General features: G+C 69.7%; 22 protein-coding genes. 2 read left to right on the plus strand and 20 right to left on the minus strand.

Annotation, left to right across the window (positions count from 1 at the left end):
• Positions 1-116 precede the first annotated feature (116 nt).
• From ACZ7H1_RS10280 to ACZ7H1_RS10340, 13 genes are all read right to left on the minus strand, one after another.
• Positions 117-422, minus strand: coding sequence for a hypothetical protein (locus ACZ7H1_RS10280; protein WP_470785373.1), 306 nt, complete (start codon positions 420-422; stop codon positions 117-119).
• Positions 423-497: 75 nt separating this feature from the next.
• Entirely contained in the window at positions 498-863 is a 366-nt protein-coding gene (locus tag ACZ7H1_RS10285) for a hypothetical protein (RefSeq protein WP_470785374.1), read from the minus strand.
• A 110-nt stretch (positions 864-973) separates the two neighbouring features.
• Entirely contained in the window at positions 974-1,441 is a 468-nt protein-coding gene (locus ACZ7H1_RS10290; RefSeq protein ID WP_470785376.1) for a hypothetical protein, read from the minus strand.
• Positions 1,442-1,472: 31 nt separating this feature from the next.
• Complete coding sequence (locus tag ACZ7H1_RS10295) at positions 1,473-1,994, minus strand: hypothetical protein (RefSeq protein ID WP_470785377.1); 522 nt, start codon at positions 1,992-1,994, stop codon at positions 1,473-1,475.
• A 240-nt stretch (positions 1,995-2,234) separates the two neighbouring features.
• A complete protein-coding gene (locus ACZ7H1_RS10300) occupies positions 2,235-3,080 on the minus strand; it encodes a hypothetical protein (RefSeq protein WP_470785378.1) in 846 nt (281 codons plus the stop codon).
• Between the two features lie 80 nt (positions 3,081-3,160).
• A complete protein-coding gene (locus tag ACZ7H1_RS10305) occupies positions 3,161-4,303 on the minus strand; it encodes a PD-(D/E)XK nuclease family protein (RefSeq protein ID WP_470785380.1) in 1,143 nt (380 codons plus the stop codon).
• 71 nt (positions 4,304-4,374) lie between these two features.
• Complete coding sequence (locus ACZ7H1_RS10310; protein WP_443298731.1) at positions 4,375-5,472, minus strand: AAA family ATPase; 1,098 nt, start codon at positions 5,470-5,472, stop codon at positions 4,375-4,377.
• A 35-nt stretch (positions 5,473-5,507) separates the two neighbouring features.
• Positions 5,508-5,849 (minus strand): hypothetical protein, encoded by a 342-nt coding sequence (locus tag ACZ7H1_RS10315; RefSeq protein WP_469318157.1) that lies wholly within the window; start codon positions 5,847-5,849, stop codon positions 5,508-5,510.
• A gap of 181 nt (positions 5,850-6,030) precedes the next feature.
• Positions 6,031-6,630, minus strand: a complete 600-nt coding sequence (locus ACZ7H1_RS10320) for a hypothetical protein (protein ID WP_470785382.1) — start codon at positions 6,628-6,630, stop codon at positions 6,031-6,033.
• Positions 6,631-6,857: 227 nt separating this feature from the next.
• Positions 6,858-7,178: a DUF6087 family protein gene (locus ACZ7H1_RS10325; protein ID WP_470785383.1), complete on the minus strand. Its 321-nt coding sequence runs from the start codon at positions 7,176-7,178 to the stop codon at positions 6,858-6,860.
• A 132-nt stretch (positions 7,179-7,310) separates the two neighbouring features.
• Positions 7,311-7,769 carry a hypothetical protein gene (locus ACZ7H1_RS10330; RefSeq protein WP_443298726.1) on the minus strand — a complete coding sequence of 153 codons (459 nt, stop codon included), beginning with the start codon at positions 7,767-7,769 and terminating at the stop codon, positions 7,311-7,313.
• On the minus strand, positions 7,766-7,987 hold the full coding sequence (locus ACZ7H1_RS10335) for a DUF5999 family protein (protein WP_470785384.1): 222 nt from the start codon (positions 7,985-7,987) through the stop codon (positions 7,766-7,768). Before ACZ7H1_RS10335 ends, ACZ7H1_RS10330 begins: the two co-directional genes overlap by 4 nt.
• Before the next feature lie 678 nt (positions 7,988-8,665).
• The gene (locus ACZ7H1_RS10340; protein ID WP_470785385.1) at positions 8,666-9,274 is read right to left on the minus strand and encodes an ATP-binding protein; all 609 of its coding nucleotides are present in this window, start codon (positions 9,272-9,274) and stop codon (positions 8,666-8,668) included.
• Positions 9,275-9,404: 130 nt separating this feature from the next.
• Between ACZ7H1_RS10340 and ACZ7H1_RS10345 the strand changes: the two genes are divergently transcribed.
• Positions 9,405-10,649: a helix-turn-helix transcriptional regulator gene (locus ACZ7H1_RS10345; protein ID WP_470785387.1), complete on the plus strand. Its 1,245-nt coding sequence runs from the start codon at positions 9,405-9,407 to the stop codon at positions 10,647-10,649.
• 50 nt (positions 10,650-10,699) lie between these two features.
• On the opposite strand, the gene cutA is transcribed toward ACZ7H1_RS10345, so the two are convergent.
• From cutA to ACZ7H1_RS10365, 4 genes are all read right to left on the minus strand, one after another.
• Positions 10,700-11,026 (minus strand): divalent-cation tolerance protein CutA, encoded by a 327-nt coding sequence (gene cutA, locus ACZ7H1_RS10350; protein WP_470785388.1) that lies wholly within the window; start codon positions 11,024-11,026, stop codon positions 10,700-10,702.
• A 107-nt stretch (positions 11,027-11,133) separates the two neighbouring features.
• Positions 11,134-11,391, minus strand: a complete 258-nt coding sequence (locus tag ACZ7H1_RS10355) for a hypothetical protein (protein ID WP_470785389.1) — start codon at positions 11,389-11,391, stop codon at positions 11,134-11,136.
• Between the two features lie 14 nt (positions 11,392-11,405).
• Complete coding sequence (locus tag ACZ7H1_RS10360) at positions 11,406-12,161, minus strand: N-acetylmuramoyl-L-alanine amidase (protein WP_470785390.1); 756 nt, start codon at positions 12,159-12,161, stop codon at positions 11,406-11,408.
• A 56-nt stretch (positions 12,162-12,217) separates the two neighbouring features.
• On the minus strand, positions 12,218-12,583 hold the full coding sequence (locus ACZ7H1_RS10365) for a hypothetical protein (protein WP_470785391.1): 366 nt from the start codon (positions 12,581-12,583) through the stop codon (positions 12,218-12,220).
• Positions 12,584-12,708: 125 nt separating this feature from the next.
• Here ACZ7H1_RS10365 and ACZ7H1_RS10370 point away from each other — a divergent pair, with 125 nt between their 5' ends.
• Positions 12,709-13,755 carry a hypothetical protein gene (locus ACZ7H1_RS10370; RefSeq protein ID WP_470785393.1) on the plus strand — a complete coding sequence of 349 codons (1,047 nt, stop codon included), beginning with the start codon at positions 12,709-12,711 and terminating at the stop codon, positions 13,753-13,755.
• Positions 13,756-13,804: 49 nt separating this feature from the next.
• On the opposite strand, the gene ACZ7H1_RS10375 is transcribed toward ACZ7H1_RS10370, so the two are convergent.
• Genes ACZ7H1_RS10375 through ACZ7H1_RS10385 form a run of 3 tightly spaced genes read right to left on the minus strand, consistent with a single transcriptional unit; the run spans position 13,805 to position 19,733 of the window.
• The gene (locus ACZ7H1_RS10375) at positions 13,805-17,713 is read right to left on the minus strand and encodes a hypothetical protein (protein ID WP_470785395.1); all 3,909 of its coding nucleotides are present in this window, start codon (positions 17,711-17,713) and stop codon (positions 13,805-13,807) included.
• Positions 17,713-18,801 carry a hypothetical protein gene (locus ACZ7H1_RS10380; protein ID WP_470785396.1) on the minus strand — a complete coding sequence of 363 codons (1,089 nt, stop codon included), beginning with the start codon at positions 18,799-18,801 and terminating at the stop codon, positions 17,713-17,715. Before ACZ7H1_RS10380 ends, ACZ7H1_RS10375 begins: the two co-directional genes overlap by 1 nt.
• The gene (locus ACZ7H1_RS10385) at positions 18,801-19,733 is read right to left on the minus strand and encodes a hypothetical protein (protein WP_470785398.1); all 933 of its coding nucleotides are present in this window, start codon (positions 19,731-19,733) and stop codon (positions 18,801-18,803) included. Before ACZ7H1_RS10385 ends, ACZ7H1_RS10380 begins: the two co-directional genes overlap by 1 nt.
• Positions 19,734-19,739 lie beyond the last annotated feature (6 nt).

A 19,739-nucleotide genomic window follows, 5' to 3' on the forward strand; every position in this document is an offset into this window, starting at 1 on the left:
ACGTGGGGGGGGGGGGGGGGGGGGGGGGGGGGGGGGGGGGGTGGGGGGGGGGGGGGGGGTGGGGAGGGGGGGGGGGGGGGGCCCCCCCGGGGGGCCCCCCCGGTGCAGGTAGCAGGTCAGGAGGAGGCCCAGCCGAAGAACAGCCAGCCATCGCGGCCGTCGTCGAGGATGACCGGCAGCGCGCCGGCCGGGCCCCACTTGTTGGCGATGCGCTGATCGGTGTCCAGCAGCTGTGAGGCGCGTTCGTACGCCTGGTCCGTGCCGGTGCGGGGTTCGCCGAAGACCAGATAGGTGTCCTTCTCGGCGATGGTGCCGGTGTGGCTGCCGTGGCCGTGCTCGTACAGGGCGGCTTCCCGGGCTGCCTGGAACGCCTGCTCGACGTTCACGCCGGCTTCGATGTGGTCGAAGTCAACGGCTCCCATGGATGTCTCCGATTCGGTGTTGGGGTGGGGTTGACGTGGCGCGGCCCGCCCCCGGTGGGGCGGGCCGGGTGGTTCTCAGCGGATGTGGACGCGGGTCCGGTTGGTCCGCAGAGGGCTCGCGGGGCGGCGACGGCAGACCGGCGCGGTTCGCACGTCGCGCAGAAGCTGTTCCACCGGGTCGAGGACCGGGGCGGGTACTGCGGCCACCTCCGCCACGGCTCCGTCGAGGCAGGCGGTCCGCACATGGGGGAACTGCTGGTTCCAGCGGCCCATCGCGTCACCGTCGGCGGGGTCCAGCCCCGCTTCGAGGGCGAAGCTCTCCCACTCCAACGTCATCGCGACCGCGGCCCAGGTCAGGGCGACCTCGGCCTGGACCTCGCTGATCGCGTAGTCGCGGGAGACGGCCAGCACGCTGATCGGGTCGGGCATCGGGGTGTGCATCGCGGGTCCTTCCGATTGGAGCGGGTCGGGGCTTCCCCCCTCCCTTGTAGCTAAATTCTACTACCTTTGGAGGGGGTGTCAACATAAACCCGCAGGTCAGAGGGGTGGCGCTAGCCCTTCGCGGCGACGGGGCGGCGGGCGCTCCTCGCCCCCCGCTTACGGATCGTCGCCGCGCCGGCCGCCCTCGACTCCGACCGCTGGGCCGTGACCCGGCACTGTCCGCACAGCGGCTCCCCGGCCCGCCGGTGACCGCGCACGCCGCTGGGCTCGCCGCAGACCCCTGCTCGGGAGACGAGGGACTTCGGCAGCGCCGGGGCGCCGAGAGCGCGCGCCGCCTCCTGTCCGTTGATCCACAGCCGCCCCGCGCAGACGCCGTCGAACTGCGACCCCTTCGGGCGGACCCGGTCGTAGCACTCGTTGAGCACGGGGCAGGCGAGGCAGGCGCGCACCAGTGGCTCGACCGCCTCCACCAGCCGCTCGGCAGGCCCCTCGGTTTGGCCTGCGGACAGGACGTAGCCCTCGGAGCCGGCGCAGGCGGCCTGCTCCAGCCAGGTGGTGGCGGCGGTCGAGTTGATCACGACGGGTCCTTCGTGGGGCGTGCGGAAGCGGTCAGAAAAGGGGTGGCTGGGGCCGCGGGGCCGGGAGGATGGCGTCCTTCGCGGCCTGGGCGTGCAGCTCCAGCGAGGAGGCTGTGTGAGCCCACGGCCGGTAGAAGTGCTCCTGCCAGGTGTCCGCGTCGCGGAACGGTGCCGGTCCGGGGGAGTAGGAGCGGCGGTGCGCGGCCTCGGCGGTGACCGCCTGGCGTAGTGCGCCGTACCGCACAGGGGTCAGGCGCTCATCGACCAGTTGGGAGACCTGCCGCCAGCTGATGTCACCGGAGCGGGCGCCGTCGGCGGCGTCCACCCCGTACCTGAAGCCGCCCGGCCGCCAAGTCCAGCTGCACATCGCTCCCGCGTCCGGCTCGCCAGGCAGCCTGCGCAGGCGCATCCCCTGCTCCCCGCGCTCCCGCAGAAGTTGACCTGCCCGCAGTGTCCGCGAGTCGGTGAACGGAAGGTCCGCGAACTCCAGCAGCTGGGCCGGGTTGAAGAAGTCGCGGGCCGCCAAGTTGATGTCGTTGTCGGTGAGCTTCATCAGGGCCGTCCAGTGCTGGGGGTCGTAGGGATTCCTATGCCGCTAGATAGGTGATGGCCTATTTGTGGGGCGGTGCTTGCGGGTTGGGCTGTCGGTTTCGGTAGCGGCAGTGAGGCCACGGCTGGGCCAGTGGCCTGCGCAGGAAAAGCTGTTCTTCGTTCACGGGAAATCTCCAAGAGGTCGCAGGCTCCCCGGCTAGGGGTGGCCCGTCGCCGCGTCAGGATACAGAAAGATGATGGCCTATTTCTCCTGCTGCGTCTTGATGGCCGCACCGCCACGCTTGGCCCGGATCTCCGAGATCGCCTGACGTGCGACGTCCGAGAGCGTCGAGAACGGCTGCGCACCCTCAGAGATCACCTGGGCATCCCGGACGCGCTGCCGGGCCTGCACCTCCTGCCGCGCCGTCGACTCCTCCGCTTGACGAAGCTGCCTCGGGCTCGTACCGCAACCACGGCACCCACGTCCCGCGCCGTCCGGGTGCACCGGGCATCCGCCGCCGGCCGCAGGCCGTGCCGGTCGTTCTTCTCGAACAGCGGCAGCAGGTCCCCCCGCTGCGCCAGCTGCGGGGGTTAGGGGGTTCTTCTCTGAGTACTGACTCTGGTTACTACCTATAACCCCGGGCGAACCATCGCTCGGAGAACCGGACACTGGAGAACCGAACCCCGAAAACCCGGTTTCGGTGACGTCCGGCGCTTCCCCCTCGCCCGCGTCCGGAGCCGCCACCGTCTGCTCCTTCTTACGGCGCCTGGCCAACCGCTTCTCCTCCAGCTTCCGGAACTCCTCGGCGGCCCAGTCCTGCGCCTGGTCGTACACCTCGGTGATCCGCCGCAGCGTGCCGTCCGTCATCCGCTCAGTCACGACCCGGTAGTAGCCCGCGTCCTTCAGCTCCCGAAGGGCCGTACGGACCGCCTCCACCCCCTCCTTGCCCGCCTTGGCGATCCGGTCGGCCGCCACCTTCCATGTGTCCGGCTTCGCCAGCAGGTAGGCGAGGATGCCGCGCGCACGGAACGACAGGCGGGCGTCCTCAAGGGTGGCCGTCGGCAGCACCGTGTAGCCGCTGCTGAGGTGGCGGCGAAGGATAGTCACGGAAAGTCTCCAGAAGGTGTTGTGCGGGTCGTACGGGAGCCGGGCGGCCCAACCGGTCAAGTAGGAGCCGCCCGGCGGTCTCAGGCGGCCTTACGGGCCACGGAGACCTTGATCGAGCGGGATGTCTGAGCGGCCGCCCGGCGAACAGGGACCACGAAGCCGGCCCGGCGCAGGATCTTCACCATGGCCTCGGCGTCAGGAACCATCGGCACGACCAGGTCGGCGTCCTCGAACATGCCCACCATGGCGGGCACGTCGGTCTCGTCCTTGTCATTACCGCCACTCCAACCCAGATGGTTGGAGCCGTAGTTGCCCTCCGGGGAGGTATCCAGCATCTTGCGCACCTTCTTCTTCTCGGCGTCGGCGGCCCGCCACCGCTCATGCGCCCTGACGTAACGGTCCAGCGCGTCCGCCCTGTCGGCGTCGTCGTGGACAAGTGCCGTCTGCGCCGGGGCGCCCGGGGCGACCTCCGGCCAGCAGGCGGTGATGAACGGGCAGTTGTCGCACACCGCCGACAGGCCGGGGCCGTCATGGTCCCGCCGAAGCTCCTCGGGCGATTCCGCCTCGAGGACACGCTCCACCCACCAGCGGGCTTCCTCCGCAAGCCACAGGTCGAAGGGAAACTCCTGGACGTGCTCCTCGCCGGTGTCCCGGCACACGAACCGGAACCGGATCCGCTGCACATCCAGCGGGCCGAGCCGGTGCAGGTACCGCTGGCCGGGTATGTCGGAGAACCCGACCTCCCGCAGCAGCAGCGCGTACAGCAGGACCTGCCGCATCTCCGCGGCCGTCGGCCCGAACCGCAGCACGCGGTCCCAGATCCGGGAGGACTTGGTCTTGACGTCTTCCACCGTCACCACCTCGGCCGGCACGAGCGGCCGATGCCGCTTCGGCACCCGGGCGGCAGCCTCTGCGTCCAGGTGCACGGCGTCGATGTGCCCGCGGATCAGGTCGTTGGCGACGACGCGTTCCACCAGCCACCCGTACTCGCGGCGGGCGTCCTCCAGCAGGCCCCTGTGGATGTACGTGCCGAGGATTGCCGCCCGCTTGTCGGCGTAGGGGTTGTTCCGTTCCGTGCCGGCGAGGATGTACCCGGCGCGGCGCTGGCAGATCGTGTCGGAGGCCCCCAGCTGGGTCTGGACCGAGCGGGGCCGCCGAGCATCAGCGTCGTGGGCGGCGCCCCAGATCGACCCCGGCAGGGCAGCCGTCGTCATCGTGGTCATGAACTACTCCAAGAGGTGAGCGGGGTCCGCCCCGGGCGGAGCGGACCCCACGGAATGCCGAAGGGGCGGAATCAGGCAGCGGCTTCGAAGTCGGCGGACCCATCCGCTTCTTCACGCACCTGGGCGGCAGCCGCTCGCAGCCGCGCGGCTTCGCTGGTCGGGTCATCCAGCTTCTTCGGGTTGCTGAGCTCGGCGGCCTTGCGCTCGATGGCGTTGCGGATGATCGCCAGCTCCTCGCGGTCGAGCCCCGATTCCTTCTCGGCGTCCCACCACAGCTTCTTCAGCGTCTCGACACCGGCTTCTGCGGCGGCCTTCACCTTCGGCTCCCACACCTGGGCCAGGTCGCCGGTCAGCTCCGGCGTGGCCTTGGGCTGGTTGTGGATCGCGCAGCCCATGAGGCCGAAGACGAGGTGCTCGATGGTGAAGTCCGGCACATGCATGGGCTTCTTCGCGCTGCGCGGGACACTGAACTTCAGGGAGCGGGCCCCGACGATCTGCGGGTCCGCCTCCCGGCGCAGCCGCACCCACACCGTCGCGTCGTAGGCCAAGGACTTCTGACCCTCCACCCGCCAGTCCGTGGCCTTCGCACGGGGGATGGGCTCGCCCCGCTCGTCCAAGGCCGCGATTTCCTTGCCGCGTGCCAGGAGGATCACGATGCCGGGCATCGTGCGCACCAGGTACATCACCCGCGCCCACCGCTCGCCGGCGTCGTTCCAGAGGTTCATGGTGGGCTTGATCTCGGCGTCCGGGTCGGCCTCCAGCTTCTTCCGGCCCGACACGGACCGCTGCGCCCGGACCTGCGTCCAGTTCACGAGCATGCGCCACAGGTTCGACACCGAGTCGATCACCAGGACCACGGGCTTCTCCTTCGCCCGAGCAGCACGAACGGCCTCAGCGTGAACCGCTTCGATCTGACCGAGGATGTCGCGGTACGACCCGTTGTGCTCGATCAGCTCGTAGTCTGCGCCGGGCACGTTGATGTACTCCTCGGCGGTCTCCTCGCCCAGCTCCAGCCAGTACGCCTGGCCGGTCTTGTCCGATCCGGTGAACGCGGCGGCGGTGTGGGACTTGCCCGCCTTCTCCTCGCCCTCGATGAGGAGCACCGGCCACGGGATCACGCCGGTCGGCTTCCGGGTGCGGAGCTTCGGCGGGGACGACAGTTCAGACATCACATCTCCAAGAGGTATTTAGATGGTGGCCTATTTCAGGCACTGCGAAGTCCGCGCAGCTCGAAGACGGCACCCCACTCGGGGTGCTGCTCCAGGAGCAGTCGGACATAGCGGGAGCGGAAGTTGTTGTTCAGCTTCCAGGTGTCGCCGAGGGTGGCGCGGCCGTACTCGTACCGCAGCACCTCGAACAGCATCCCGATGCCCACGCGGGACAGGCCGCGCTCTACGCAGTCGGCCGTCATCGCTTCCAGCTTCGCCAGGATCCAGGGGTTGAGTTCATGAAACGCCTCGAAGCGGTCCTGGATGCTCAGGCTTCCGCCGGCCGGGTCGGGCTGCCGCAGTGGAGCCATCGGCAATTCGAGCTGCGTGGTAAGCATGATCCCTCCGGATATAGATGGTGGCCTATTTCTACGTCATGAGCGCGGCGTGATCCAAGCGGGCTTGGCTGCCGATAACTGAATTCTACTACCTGTAGTGGGGGTGTCAACCATCCGGGAATGACGTGAGGGCCCCGGGCGGAATGCCCAGAGCCCTCAACCACGCACCTGCGCGGCCCCGTTACGCACCCTCCGGCGCCGCACCTCGCTCCGCGGCCTTGGCGCCGCGCTCCTTGATCACCGAACCAGGACCCGCGTACCGGCCCTCCCTCAGATCCGCGACGACCTCAGCCCGCAGCTGCCAGGCGCCCGGGTTCCGCTTCGCGCCCTTCGACACCTCCACCGTGTGCTCCGCACCCGCGAGAACCGTCTCAAGCAGCCACACCGGCGACCCGGACAGCTCGTAGTCCGCCGGCGGCAGCATCCCCTGCGCGCTCTTCGTCGCCTGGCTCGCCTTCACCTGGTCGACGCCGAACATCTCCGCCACCTCCTGAAGGCCGACCAGGCGCGGCAGCTCACCCTTCGACTTAGGCCGAACCCGGGCGCCCTGCTCCTGCTCCAGGGCCTCCAGCCGGCCAAGGTCTAGCTGCCGGCCGCGTCCGCCCTCGGGCAGGGCGCACTCCACCACCAGCCCGCCAGGCCAGTACGGCTTACCCGAGACGATCGCCGCATCCTCGTAGGAGAGCGTCCCCCTCGGAATCCACCGGTCGCTGACGGCTGTCGGCGCGATGTTGTACACGTGCGCGATCTCCTTGCGGCCCATCACCAACGGCTTAGCCACAACAACCTCCCATCTCTCCCATGTCTGCGATAGCAGAATACGGGTATGGCGGAGGTGTTCGCGGTCGGGGTCGCCGAGCGTGCCTCTCGCCCCGATAGACTGGGCCCACACTTTCCAAGAGGTGTACGGAAGCCCCCGCCATCTGCCGATGCCCGGGGGCTTTCCCGTCCGTTCTCCGCGACCAGCTTGGAACGTTTCCTCTTCTGCCCATTTCGCGAAGCTGGTGTTCAGGGACGCCGGTGCCTACCCCGCCCAGCCCGAAGCGGTGCCGGGCTGTACCCCGGAAGCTGAACCTGCTCCGCTGGAGCAGCCGGATCAATGACCTGCCTCGCCGCAGCGTAGTTCGGGACGACGGCCACGGCCTGCCACTGGAATCCGTCCCACCGGGTGATCATCCGCGGACTGCCCGGATCGACATGGGAGCCACGGGCGGGGCCCGCAGACAGAGGCACGGCGCGAAGCTCCCCCGTCTTTCGCCTGCCGCGCTCCCGTCGCGCAGCCCACACCTCCAGCGGTTCATCCGCCGGCTCGGGAAACGTCGCGTCCACAGCGTGCCTCCTAGGCCCGATGCGCCGCCCAGCGAGCGGCGAGAGCAACCCATGGTGCCAAAACGTCCCAGGGCGGAGAGGCGAGTCCTCGACACCTCACCCGAACGAACCGGACCGAGCCCGCCACAGCGATCAGGCGGCTTGCCTCTCACCGCCCAGGTGGCCCATCGCCCATGCACGTTTGATCGCGTACGCAGGCCGGTATGTCGCGTCCAGCGCGGCCAGAAGATCGCCGTACGCGTCACGCAGCCGGTGCTCGGGCCACGAGACCAGATCCTTCATCTCCACGACCGTTAGCCCTTCGGCCAGGTAGCCGAGGACCTGTAGTTCGTCCTTCGAGAGGTCCACCGGATCCTCGGCAGCCGGCCGGGCCAACTGCTCGGACGCATAGGAGCTATGGACCAGCGCCGTGGTGCGCACCGCCCCGGTCTTGAACCGGGCGAACTTCAGCCTGGACTGCACCGTTGCCGCCTTGACGCCCAGCCGCTCCGCGATCAGTTCGATCTTCAAGCCCTCGGCGGCCAGCCCCACAGCTTCGAGCTCGCGATCGGTTAGCCGGAACCTGCTGCCGGGCACCGCACGGCCAGTCACGCGGCGGCCCTCGTTGCGTCCGTCGGACGGTGAGGGGCGACACTCCTGCCGTCAGGCAAGAGGCCCCCGGTGTCCTCGAAGGTCACGGCACCCCCACACAGGAGACTCCATCCCTGTTCCGGGTGCGCCACGAGGATCCGGGCCGACTCCCAGCCGCTGTCATCGGCCCGCGGGCACGGCGGAGAGTGCGGACAGGACGGAGACTGCGACTCTTCCACAGGAATCCTTCTGGTCAGGCCGCTCAAGCCGCAGCGGCAGTGTGCTTGGAAGCCGCCCGCGCAGCACCGGGAAGGGGCACGGCCTACGCGGGCGGTGGCTTCAATGTGCTGGACGTCGCGCCGTCCTCCGGGGCAGGGGCGCCCGCGGTGGACCCACCGTTCTTCCTTCGCCAGCCACGGACAGGGGCCCCACCGCGCTTCCTTCACCGGCCACGGACAGGGGCCCCACCGTTCCCCCTTCACCGGCGACGGCCAGCGCCTTGCGCAGCAAGAGCGGTCCGACAAGCCGGTTCCGGTCCCACGGCCGAACCCAGAAGGGCCCGGGCGGCGCAGACCGGCTGAGCGGCGGCATCACCACTCGGCCCTTGTCCACGCAGCGGCCGACGCCGTGCTCCCACCGAGCGGCGGTGCCAGGAGGAACGAGCCAGTACCGGAAAGGCCGACCGGGGTCATCGACGACCGGGCCGCACCCCTGCTGCCAGGTGTCCATGAGGGTGAGCGCCAGATCGGAGCGCCGACCGCGAGGTGTGACCACCAGCTCGAAGGTCAGGGGGCCAAGCCGGAGCTCCACTTCACCGCTGGCCTCCTCCTGCAACAGCCGACGGACAGCAGCGGCCAGCTCCTTGGCATCATCAGCCGGTGCACTCGAAGGGGCGGCTAATACCACTGCGGGCAGGGTCATGCCGCTGCCTGCCGTCCGGCCGAAGCCAGGAGGCACCAGGCTGTCCCATCGGCCGCCAGGCCCCAGCATCCGTGGTGCAGCTGAGCAAAGTGATCCACGAGGAACAGCCCCCGCCTGCTCCGGTCGTCCGGCTCCACCATCGGGTACACCGGGACGTACGGCCCGCCCCCCGCCACCGCCACCGTGAACGTGCTCGGGCCCGCGATCAGCTGAACACGGATAGCACAGCTGGTGCCGTGGCGAAGCTCGCGCGTGAAGAACTCGCCCGCGATCAGCTGGGCCGCGTCCACCACGTCGCCCTCAACACCCCAGCGCCGCACGCAAGACGCCGTGAACTGGCGGATGACCTGCACGTGCCGGGCGTCCTCCTGGCTGAACGAGCCGGGGCCGGCGGGCCGAGCGCACCCGACCACAGCCTCCGCTCCGTCACGGAACGCCTCACGCTGAGGAACGTGGCTACGCCGCGCGACGGAGAACGGCAACGGCGGCAGCTGGCCCGGCGCCGGGGAATCGCCCAGGCCCAGCACGGTAGGCACTTCGGCGTCGAGCAGGCGCTGCCCTGCACCCTCCGGCGCGGAGCGCGCCACCTCACGGAACGTGGTCATGGCACCCATCGCACCGCCCCACCGAGGAGAGGAACAGGGGAACTTGGAGGGGGAAAAACCTGTCAAGGGGGAACCTGAGGGGGGAACGACGCCCATCATGGGGACACACCCACCGACAGAGGGCACACTCATGCCAGCAGACTTCGGTCACCTGCTCCTTCAGCTCCGCCGCCAGGCCAGGCGTACCCAGGAGCAACAGGCGGCCGCGATCAACGCAGTCTCCGGCCGGGAGACCATGACGCGCTGCGAGATCAACCGCTACGAGCACGGCGAGAACATCCCGACCAACCACACCCTGGCCCACATCGCGGTGGCGTGCGGCTTACCCCCGGAGCAGCTGCAACGGGAAGCAGCTGCCGCCCGCGAGCGCCGCCGGAACCCGGTCCACCGCGACGGGGAGGAAGGAATCGACGTGCTGAACCGCCGTACGTTGATGGGCGGCGCCCTCGTCGGCGCCGCTGCAGCCGCTGAGCCGTGGGGCCGTCTCGCTCACGCCCTCGGTAGGGGCGCCAAGATCGACGCAGACTCCGCAGACACGTTGGCTCGCCGCGCAAGCGCCCTGCACATCAGCGAACACCACCTGACCGCCCAGCAGCTTCGGGGCCAGGTCGAATCGCATCTCGACGCCATCACTGCCGCCCTTCCCCGAGCCGGCCAGCACGAGCGGGCCCTCACCGTCGCCGCCGGTGAGACAGCAGCACTCGCCGGCTGGGTGGCGTGGGACCTGGGAGACCACCGAACCGCGCACGCCTACTACAAGGTCACCGCCGACTGCGCCGAAGCCGTGGGACACCCCCCGCTGCGGGCCCTCGCACTGGGCTACGCCAGCTACGGAGCGGACACACCCAACCGCGCGGTAGAGCTGCTGGCCAAGGCAGCCCAGGACGTTCGCGGCCCCGGGAACGGCGCTGCCGCCGCCTGGATCCACGCTCGGCACGCGGAGGAAGCTGCGAACGCAGGTGACGACACGGCCGCACTCCGCGCGCTCGACCGGGCCCGGATCGCCTACGACTTCGCCGACTACACCGCCGAACAGGCATGGGTGCAGTTCATGACCCCCGCCCGGATGGACTCGCTCGTGCTCTCCGTATACGGCCAGCTCGGCCACCAGCAACTCACGGACGCGGCAGCCGACACCATGGAGCGCCTTGGACAGGACCTGTCCGACTCCGGGGTCGTCATCCTCGGAGACCTCGCCCACGCACTCCTACGGGGAGGCGACATCGGCCACGGCGCCCACGTGGCTCACCAGTTTGCGGCCGCGGCCCAGACGCGCCCCAACACCATGGGCCGGACCCGGGCCGCCGCTGTCGCCGCGCGGCTGCCCAGCTCGGAGCGCGACCTCGCGCACCACCTGCAAGAGCTTGCCGCCTGAAGAGGCCCCGGTCCGCGCCCCCGCAGCGGTGAGGGGCCGAGACGGCCTTGCTAGCGAGGGGTGGTCTCCTCGACCACCCACTTCAGGTACGCCTCCGAGCCGCCGGTGACCGGCACGGTGACCCACTCGGGCACCTCATAGGGGTGCTCCCGGGCCACCCACGCTTCCAGCTCGGGAAGCCGGTCCACCGTGGTCTTGTACGAGAGCCGCCACTCCTGCGCCGTCTCTATCTTCCCCTGCCACCAGTACGTGGCACGGAACGGCCCGTCGATGTGGCAGCAGGCCGCCAACCTTGCCTCAACGGCCCCCTGCACCAGGGCCTGCGCCCGGGCCTCGTCGTCAATGGATGTCTGCGCGATCACGATCTCGGTCGCCATACGGCCCCTCCTACTCGGTCTACCCCGACCCTACCGAGCCGGCCCAGGCCGCAACGGCCGGATCAGACGGGAGGGGGCCCGGCCGCCGCCGGACCCCCTCGGGATCGCTACTCCACTGCCCGTACCGGACTCGACTGGTCCGACTCAGGCTCAACAGGTGGGCGCTCCGGCTCGTACAGCCAGCGCGGCAGCAGCCGCTGAACCACAGGAAGCGCCATGACCCGCGTGACGGCACCGGCCACGGCGAGCGCCACCGCCACACCGGCCGCCGACTGCGGGATCCCAGAGGCGTCCACGATCAGCGGCAGACCAGCGGCCAGACCCAGCAGGGTCTGGAACACGGTGCGCACCGTCCTCTGGTTCACATCGGAGACCCGACTCACTTCGGCACCACCAGCTTCTGCCCCGGGTGGATCACGTACGGGGCCGAGATGTTGTTCGCCTTCGCCAGCGCCTCCCACGAGACACCGAGCTCCCGCCCGATGCCGGACAGGGTGTCCCCGTCCCGGACCGTGTACGTGGTGCTGCCCCCGCCGCCCGGCTTACCCGCGAGACGGGCGCCGATTCGCTGGCGCAGACCGGACATGGCGAAGCCCTTCGGATCCACCTTCCCCGGCTGCCACTCCTTGTGGCCGATCACGCTCGCGGCCCCCCACTTGTGGGCTCGGCAGATCGCAGCGGAGACCTTCTCGATGGCCTCCAGCTGCGCGCCGGGCCACGGATCTTCGCCGTCGCCCAGGTTCTCGCACTCGAAGCCGTAGAACGAGGTATTGCCGTCGGCATCCGCCTCGTTCGCGGCCGGCAGCGAACGCTCAGCGATCACCGCGGCCAGGACGTCGGAGTCACCCGCCCCGGCATGGTTCGCCCTGCCGTTGCCGATCAGGTAGACCGTGCCGTCCTTGGCGATCACACCGTGGCAGAGCGGGCCCGGGAGCCCGCTGTAGCCGTTCTCGCAGATGCTGACCGTGTTCGCAGTGCCGGAGGTCACCGTGTGGTGGATCATCACGCCGCGTACCGGGCCCCACGGCCCCTTGTGGTTCCGGGAGTGCGTACGCCAACCGGGACGTTCGACGATGCGCACGCCTTCAGCGCGCAGCGCCGCCACGAGTGCATCAGCACTCAGCGGTGTAGCCATGTTCGGATCTCGGATTCTCCCCGCGCCCAAGATCAAAAAGGTAGGCGGAACTCGCGTCAGCGAGATGTGCCCTGCGTGACCAGCCACAGCTGGAGCACCATCAGCAGCAGCGGCGCCACGAACGACGACAGCACCAGTCGGCGAGTTGCCGCCGCCTGCGCCTGGTCCTCGCGGCGCTGCTGCTCTGTACGCTCCGCGACCTGGTCGTGCTCGCCGCGGAGGCCAGCAAGGGCTGTCTCTACGGCCCCGATGCGCTGTTCCGTCGCCCGCTGGTCAGCCCGGTACACATCCTGGGTGACCACCTGGTCGAGCCGGGCCGCCAGGTGGGCGAGGTCTCCTCGCAGGTCCTCGCGGAGCTGCGAGACCGCGCGGTGCAGCTCCCACAGCGTCGGTTCTGCGCTCGGCGGCACGGACACGGACATCACTCCTGACAGCCCCGCGCGCCTGAAGTTGATCGTACGTGCGCGGACAGGACGCCCCTGGCGCTGACTTCTTGCGGCCCAAAACCAGTGCGGTGTCCAGGCAGGCTGATGAGACACTGCCGACCATGGTGGTGCCGCAGACGGACCCGATGGCAAGAGCGATGATCGCCGGCGGAGTGGACTACCGCCCCTGGGAGGGGCAAGGGCTCCAAGACAACGAGTGCTTCCTGTGCACGCGTCCGATCCAGCCGGGTGAGGCATCCGTCGAGGACGTGATCCCGCGCTGGCTCCAACGGGGAATGATGCCTCCCGGCCACCCCCGACCGAAGATCGAGCTCCCGAACCTGACGCCCATCACCGCCGACAGGGTCAAGATCCCGGCGTGCCGGCCGTGCAACAACGAGCACCTGAGCCGGATCGAGAACACAGTCCGGGAAGCCTTTGCCTCCGGCCCAGAAGCCGTCGCAGCCCTCCCCGAAGCCACTATGCGAATCTGGCTAGGCAAGATCCTCTACGGGCTGCGGCGAAATGACATGCGACTCCGCGCGGACCGCCGAGACCGGAACTCGCCCAACCTTGCGGAAGCCCAGGACTTGCAGCAGGCCGCGGATCTACACCTGCTCCTCCAAGAAGTTCGGGGCGTTGTCCGTACGAGACCCGGACACTCCACGATCATGGTCTTCGAGTCCCAGACGGACAGCTGCAACGTCTGCGACTTCGACCTCGCGGTGGCGATCGGCTGGCCGTACGCAGTCATGCTCAAGATGGGCACTGTGACGGTCATGGGAGCGTTGGCCGACGGCGGCGCGCTCGGTGCCCTCAACAAGGTTGCGGCGTTCGCCGCGACGGCCGAACTGGCCCTTCACGCACTCCAGGTCAGAGCCCTATGGGCGCTCTTCGTCTACCACGCGGCCGCGCTGCGGCAGACCTCGATTCCAGTTCGCTACGCGGTGGGCGATGGCCAGCTCTGGGTTGATCGAGTGCCCGGCAGCGAGCCCGAGTTCGACCACGCTGGCGCCCCCGCCTCACCCGACCTGATCTTGCAGAACCTCATCAGCACGTCGGCCGACGTGCTCCAGGCGCACGGAGGCGCCCAGGGGCTGCTGATCCTTCCGGACGGATCACCGCGCGCCATGCCGTCCGAGCACGGTGTGCGCCAGCTCGGCCTTTAGGGCGCCAGATGGGCGGGCCCGGAGATCCCCCGCGCGGCCCGCCCCGTGGCTACTTCACGTACGTGACCTTCAGCTGCGGCGGGTACTGCTGGCCGACACCGTGAGCGCGTCCGTAGTACGTGCTGTCCGTGCTGTTCGGGTCCAGTGCGATCCCTCGCCACTTCGTCTCGTCGAAGATCGCTGTGATGTCGATCCACCGGCCCTCGTTGCGGCGGAAGGACACGCTCATCGACTGGCCGTCGCTGCTGAAGCTCCCGGGCCGAGAGCCGTGACTGTGCGCCTTGATGACCGCCGTGCCGCCGCCCGCGTAGTACCAGTGCTCGAAGTAGACGTACAACTGGACCTTCTCGATCTTGGCTCCGCTGAGGTCGGTGCTAAGCGATGCAGGGAAGCCGACGAGGGAGGCGGTCAAGCCGTTCGTGCTGGAGTAGTAGCCCTGGAGCGCCTGGTTTCCGTGGTAGCTGCTGTACGCGCCCCGGTTGGTGTAGGTACCGGACCAGGCCGCGTTGTACGTCTTCTCGTACCGCTGGGTCGCGGGCTTCGTCGGCTCGGTCCCACCACCGGCTGCCCCTCCGCGGTTGAGTTCACCGGTGTTGGCGATGGCCCGCCCGACGTCCTCGACGTACATCGTGGCCGGGAATCCGCCTCCGCCGAAGAGGCTGACGTTCCCTCCAGCCGCTCCCCACCGCCACATGAAGGAGCTGAGGAGACGGTGGGTACCGGCCCCGAGGGCTGAACCAGAGGCCATCAGCTCAAGGCGCAGTCGCTGCCATCCGCCGGTCGCCGCCGTCACGGTGCTCTGAAGCTGCCTGGAGGTGACGGTCGGCGCTGCCGTCCCGCCATCGCGGAGGAACAGCAGCAGCTCGCCACCAGCGGCGGACGGATCCGCGTAGGCGTCGACGACGATGCGGTACTGCCGATCGGCCTGGAGGCGGACGGGCAGCTCGATGTAGCCGGTCTCCGCATCCATCGCCGCCTGCACGCCGGCGGTCGTCGTATGCACGGCGACGATGCCGCGCGCCAGGTCGGAGAGCTGCGTGTCCAGCTTCTCGCCGTTGACGGAGAGCTCGCCGGCGACGGACAAGTCGTTGAACGCACCATGCCCGTTCTCGTTGATGGTTGCGACGGGCACACCCTCGTTGGTGATCGTCAGATACTGCGGGCGGCCCGTGACCAGAGAGATCGACTCCTCACCAGTCGGGTCGAACAGCCTCAACCCCTCCGGGGAGATTTCCGCCCGAGACCCGCCGCCACCGGACGACATCACGAGGCGGATCACCACGTTGTCGTAGGTCACGTTCCCTGCGGTGCCGTCGTTTGCGCCGAGCCGCAGCCGACCGGTGACCGTCTGCGGAGGCGCCACTGACGTAGGGCTGCCAGCCATGTACTGCCAGCCCTTGCCCGCCATGCCGGACGGAGCGGTGAGCGTGCTGTACCCGAGGGTGGTCCCGGCAGCGTCTTCCCAGCGGACGTACACGGTTACGTTCCGGCCGACCCAGTCCGCGCTGACCTGGTAGTCCGCCGCCATCCACACCCGCATCCCGGGCGTCGCCTCGAACAGGCCCAGGGTGTGCGTACGGTCGGTGGCCGTTGCCGCGGTGCAATCCGCACGGATCGCCTTCGGGGTGTCCCGCCCAGGGGAGACGATGCTCCAGCCCGCCGACGAGACCCGCTTGGCCGCGACTTCGCCCTCGAAGCTGGCATCCGCAACCAGGTTGCCGTCGATACCCAGGGCGATCTTGTCCGCCGTGATCGACCCGGCCTTGATGTGGACGGCCTCCACGGCCCCCGCCGCGATGGCCGTGGCCGTCACCGAGTTCGCGGCCAGCTTCTCGGCCGTGATCGCCAAGGCCGCCACCTTGTCCGCCGTGATCGCCTTGGCCGCGATCTTCTCGCCCGTAATGGCCAGAGCCGCGAGTTTGTCCGTGGTGATGGCGCCAGCGAACACCTTGGGGGCCGTGACCGCGCCGTCAGCGATCTGCACTCCGGGCAGGATCGGCCGCACGGCGGCGTTGTCCCACCACACCGTGCCTGCCGTCGCCGCTCCGGACTCCAGCCGGATGCGGGCGCGAACCGTCTCGGCGGGAGCCGTCAGGGTTGCCGACAACCGACCCCACTGGGAGCGCAGGGGAGCGGTCGTGCGGGCCTTGCCGTAGCCGAGGATCTTGCCGTCTCCAGCCTCCCAACGGGCATGGAAGCTGATCTCCGCGCCCGCCCAGTCATCCGACGCCCAGTAGTCGACGGCCAGGTACAGCTGATCAGTCGGGGAGGCGGGCAGCACCGTGAGGTCCACCGCCCGATACACGGCCGTCGTGGAGGTGGCGTCGATCCGCAGTGAGGAAGCCGAGCCGTTGCCCCGGGTCTTGTCCACGGTTGCCCAGGGCAGGGCGGCGGTCAGGGCCAGTGACTGCGGGCCCTCGAACGACGGGTCGGCAAGCACGTTCGCGGTGCCGACGATGGTCATCTTGTCCGCGGTGATCGCGCCCGCGAGCACGTGCCCGGCGGCGACCGAGGCGGCCTGGAGTTCGCGGCCGCTGATCGTGTCGGCCGCGACCTTGCCGGAGGTCACGGAGTCGGTGGCCAGCGCCGCTGTGGTCACGCTGCCCGCGACCAGGTTGGTGCTGTCCACCACGCCGGTCTTCAACACCTCGACCGTGACGGCGTCCACCTGCATCACGCCGGTCGCCGAAGCCGACCCGGTGCGCGTGGAGTCGAAGTTGAGCCACAGATACGGCGCGACGAACCGCACGTCGGCGTGCAGCCTTCCAGGCGCCCGCGGGTCCGGAGTAGCGCCGCCGGCCACGGCCACACCGGACTCCCCACGGCCGCGCACGTACCCGGTGAACACCTTCCACCCGTCGCCGACAGTCGCGCTCCCGAGAGACGCAGCGCAGTACACGTGCGCCTCCAGGCTGTTCGCGCCAGTCCGGTTGACCATGGTCGTTCCGTCGGCGGCCAGCCCGAGCAGCCCCACATACACGGTGTCCGTGCCCGCATCCGAAGGGCTCAGCGTCCGTATCCGGGCCGACACCCGGTACAGGGTGTCCGGCTCGTACGGGATCGCTGTAGAACCGCGCACCACCGCGAAGCCCGTCGCTTGGCCGACCGTGCGGCCGGTCGGCGCGTCGACCACGTTCGTCAGGTGCTCCCACTTGCCACCTGTGCCGATGCCCAGCGCCTTCCACGCGGCCGGGTCTCCGAGCGCGTCCACGTAGTGCTGGGTGATGCCGTCCGCCAAGGCCCCGCCCAGCGCGTTCAGGGTGACGGCGCCGGCCCCGAGCTTGTCGCTGGTGACGGCCGCCTTCGCGAGCTTCGCCGCAAGGACAGCGCCGTCCGCGAGGGCCGCTGACTTCACCGCGCCCACCGCGAGCTTCGTGTCCGTGACGGCCTTCTCGGCCAGTTTGATGTCCGACACGATCCCGTCGAGCAGGTCCTGCCCCACAGCCTGCCGGGCCGCTGCTGCGACGGCGGCAGACGGTTCGCTGGGCTTGCCCGAGGTGCTGACCGCCACCAGGCGCACATTCCGGGGCTCGTAGTCGGACACCGCGATGGTCACGGAGGCCCCCGAGGCGGCCTCGATCGTGGCGGCGGGGTTGCGGACATCCACCGGATCCGCGGCAGAGCCCAGGAGGTGCACCTGTACCCGGCCGAGGTTCAGCGGTGCGGTAGCCGCGTCAATGAAGCCGCCGTCCCAGGTGACGCGAAGACCGCCCAGAACCGGGGTGACACGCGGCGCACTGGGCGCCGGTGGGGGAGGTCCGTTGAAGGTAGCCACGCCCGTCGTACCGTCGAACTGCACACCGACGGCGCCGGTGAGGACGCCGTCCTCGTCGTACACCTCGATGGACCCGGCTTCGACCGACGAGTACGCCAGGGACGCTGTCCGGGATCCGCGGCTGAGCTGCCGCTCCACATCGGCCAGGCGGGACACGATCTGCGTCAGGTTGTTCGCCATCATCAGCCCCCGTAGACGAAGCGGTCGGATCGGGCCAGCGACAGCGTGACCCGCTCGGGCTCCTCGCCCTCCGGCGGCCGGATGGACCAGCCGGTCACACGGCACCACCCGGACCAGTTCGCCCACTCGTCATGTATGCGCACTCGTACGTCGTCACCGATCTGCCACGATCCGATCCGCGCTGCCGGGTGGTCGATGACGTGCAGCTCGTCCACCTCTCCCATCACCTGGCGGGCAGTCCGTTCGCGGCGGGCCCGAGCGGCCAGCCGGTCGTTGCCCTTCTCGTTCGGCACCTCGAGGACACGCTCCAGGCGCAGCCGGCCGTTGCGGACCGCCTCGACCGCGCGCCGCCGCCCTCGGCCTTCCCCAGCGCCGAGCGCGATGACGACCTGGGCGTACTCGTCGCCGTCGTACGTGACCGGGGTCGTCTCAGCGATGTTCACGCCCGAGCTGAACGACAGGTCATGGCGGCGGGTGCCCAAGCGCGGCCAGCCCAGCTGGATGCGCCCCACAGGCCGGTCCCCGTCCAGCACAGTCGTCTCCGTCCACTCCGGACCGCCGTCCACCTCCGTCATGTCTTCGACGATGTCGCCGAGCACCGGGGCCTCCCACCACTCCGAGCGGAACGGCTCCGCCGGGGTGCCGACCTTCGCCTTACTGACCATCGGCTCCACCTGCACGCCGAGGTCGCCATCCGGCTGCTCCTGGGCGTACGCCCACACATCCCGGATGACCTGGCACGGATCGGCGTACGTGTACGGGCCGCGCCCATCGAGCTCGCCGTGGACGTCGTGGCGGCGGTGCAGATACGAGCCCCAGCCGGCCGCCTCCAACGGGTACGCGCCGCCCTCCGGCTCGGCACGCCAGATCAGCCCGCCCCACAGCAGGGTGTCGTCCCGCTCGGCGGTCAGAACGGTGTTGCCGGGGCTGATCTGCGAGCCGAGCAGGTGCCGGAACGGGACCGGCACGCGCCCGGAGAAGTCGCCTGGTTCATCCAGGCGCAGCCCGAACTCGACGTCGGTCAACGGCAGGTCGGGCACGACCAGGCCGCCGGTGAGGGCGTCGCGGACCTGGTAGCGGTAGGCGGGCATCAGGTGCCCTCCTCGAACTCGATGTCCGCGATGACCGTGGTCACGACGTCGGCCTGCAAGGAGCCCGCGTTGTCCTTCGTGAGGAAGACGAGGCCCTGGAGGGGCTGCGTGGTGCCGCGCATGTCCGCCGGGATGCCGATCGTGTCCGCGGAGATCGCGTTGACGCGCACGGACCCGTCGCCCTTGGTGCTGCCGTCGTCGATCTGGATGGACTGGCCTTGTACGCCGCCGAGGCGGAACGCGGTGCTGCCCCAGATGCTGCCCAGAACCTGGAGACCCGAGATCGTCATGACGATGCGTGCGCGCACCGCCCACTTCGGCACGCGGATATTGAACCGGCTGGCCGGCGGCCAGTCCGCCCAGCTCCCGCTGTTGCCAGCCCAGTTCTGGTCACCGCCCGGGGAAGCGGTGTGCAACTGGCGCTCCTTGCGGGGGTTCGCGATCGTACGGACGTCGCGGATCATGCCGTCCGTGATGACCTTGGTGTTGGCCGGTATGTCGATCCGGGCCAGGGCAACAGCGGTCATGCCCGCGGGCGGGGTCGTCGCGTTGCCGGACACGTTCGGGATCACGTGGAAGTACCCGATGTCATCGCGCTCGGGATCCCGCACACCCTCGTACTCCGGGTCCTCGACCCGCAGCACGAGGAGGTCGGACCGGGGCGAGACCCCGGTGGGCGCCACCGGCACCGACTGGTATCCCACGTTGTACTGCGTGTACGAGCCCTGCCCCCAGGCGACGGCGCCACGGATGACGGCCGAGCCGTCCCCGACCCGAACCCCGGCACCGGGGGTCGCGAGCTGGCTGACCCGAAGGTCGTCGGACTCGGTGATGCCCTGCGCGCCGTGGCTGAGATCCCGGACCATCATCCGGAAAGCTCGGGCGGCGTGCGTGCCACCGTGGACGAGCAGCGGCGGGTTGATCAACGTCATGACGAT

It is taken from the genome of Streptomyces sp. NPDC037401 (assembly GCF_055602345.1).